The sequence below is a fragment of the Pseudomonas syringae genome (assembly GCF_002157375.1).
Classification (GTDB): Bacteria; Pseudomonadota; Gammaproteobacteria; order Pseudomonadales; family Pseudomonadaceae; genus Aquipseudomonas; species Aquipseudomonas syringae_T.
Map to the genome: position 1 here is coordinate 1 of NZ_MTSA01000048.1, position 2,129 is coordinate 2,129.

Here is a 2,129-nt window from a genome sequence, read left to right on the forward strand (position 1 = left end):
TAACGACGATCAGGTCAAGATCCGTGGTTTCCGCATCGAACTGGGTGAAATCGAGACAAAACTGGCTCGTCACGCTGACGTGAAAGAAGCGGTGGTCATGGCCCGCGAAGACGTACCGGGCGACAAGCGTCTGGTCGCGTACTTCACTTCCATCAACGCACAGCCCGACATTGAAACACTGCGCACCCACCTGCAAAGCCAGCTACCGGATTACATGATCCCGGCAGCCTACGTGCATCTGGACCAACTGCCGCTGACCCCGAATGGCAAGCTGGACCGCAAAGCGCTACCGGCCCCGGACCTGCAAGCCTTGATCAGCCGTGGCTATGAAGCGCCGCAGGGCGAAGTCGAAGTGGCGCTGGCGCAGATCTGGCAGGACGTGCTGCAAGTGGAGCGTGTCGGTCGTCACGATCACTTCTTCGAACTGGGCGGCCATTCGCTGCTGGCGGTGAAGCTGATTGAGCGCATGCGTCAGCAGGAGTTGAGCGCCGATGTGCGCGTATTGTTCAGCCAGCCAACGCTCAAGGCGCTGGCCTCAGCGATTGGCAGTGGTACGGAAATCCACGTTCCGGACAACCTGATAGAACCCGATTGCACGCACATCACACCGGCAATGCTGCCGCTGCTGGACATCAGCGAAGAGCAGCTTGGTCAGGTGGTGGCCTCCATCCCTGGCGGTGCGGCCAACATTCAGGACATCTACCCGCTGGCGCCGCTGCAGGAGGGGATTCTCTATCATCACCTGGCCGCCGAACAGGGTGATCCTTACGTGTTGCAGGCGGTGTTCGGCTTTGACAGCAAAAACCGGCTGAATGCCTTCGCCAGTGCGCTGCAAAACGTGATCGACCGTCATGACATCCTGCGCACCTCACTGTGCTGGGAAGGCCTGGACGAGGCGGTTCAGGTGGTCTGGCGTCACGCACAACTGGGTCTGGAACAGATCGATATGGGCAACTCGACGGCGGACGTCATCGTCGGGTTGCAGGAACGTTTCGACGCGCGCCAGCACCGCATGGACCTGCGTCAGGCGCCTCTGATGCGGATTGCCTATGCCGAGGACCCGCTCAATCAGCGTTGGGTTGCGTTGCTGCTGTTCCATCATCTGGTGCTGGACCATACCGCACTGGAAGTGGTGCAACAGGAGATGCAGGCCTGCCTGCTGGGCCAGCCCGAGTCGCTGGGCGCGCCAGTGCCGTATCGCAATTACGTGGCGCAGGCACGACTGGGCGTGTCCCAGAAGGCTCATGAAGTCTTCCTGCGCGAGATGCTCGGCGATGTGGACGAGCCGACCCTGCCTTTCAGTTTGCATGAAGTTCAGGGGGAAGGCCGTGGCATAGAAGAGCAACGGCTGCAACTCGATGCTGCACTGAGCCAGCGACTGCGCAATCAGGCGCGTGTACTGGGTGTCAGCGCCGCCAGCCTGCATCACCTGGCCTGGGCTCAGGTGGTCGGCGCGGCCAGCGGTCGTGACGATGTGGTGTTCGGCACCGTATTGATGGGCCGCATGAGCGGCGGCGAGGGGGCTGACCGCGCCTTGGGCATGTTCATCAACACGCTGCCATTGCGCCTGCAACTGGGCGCGTGCGAAGCACGGGTTGGCGTCCGCGAAACCCACGCCCGGTTGAGCGCTTTGCTGGCCCACGAACATGCGCCACTGGCCCTGGCGCAACGCTGCAGCGGTGTGCCTGCCTCGACGCCATTGTTCAGTGCGCTGCTCAACTACCGCTACAGCGCCGCACCGGGCGAGCACAGCCTGTCGCCTGCCTGGCAGGGCATCGAGGCCTTGACCGGCGAAGAACGCACCAATTACCCGCTGACCCTGTCGGTGGACGATCAGGGTGATGGCTTCGAACTGACCGTGCTGGTGGAAGAAGGTATTGGCGCGGCCCGGGTAGCGGCGTATATGAGGACCGCACTGGCGCAACTGGTGGAAACACTGGAACAGCGTCCGCAGGCGCTGTTGAGCAGCCTGTCGATCCTGCCTGAAGCGGAGCGCACACAACTGCTCAGCGGATTCAACGCAACACAGGCCCCGTATCCGCTCGAGCAAACCGTTCACGGCCTGTTCGAAGCCCAGGTCGAGCGCACGCCTGAAGCCTTGGCGTTGATCCACGGCACTGAACGCCTGA

General features: G+C 62.3%; 1 protein-coding gene. It reads left to right on the forward strand.

What is annotated here, in order from left to right; genetic code table 11:
• On the forward strand, window positions 1-2,129 hold a 2,129-nt coding region (locus tag BW686_RS25925), incomplete at both ends, for a condensation domain-containing protein (protein WP_256963982.1).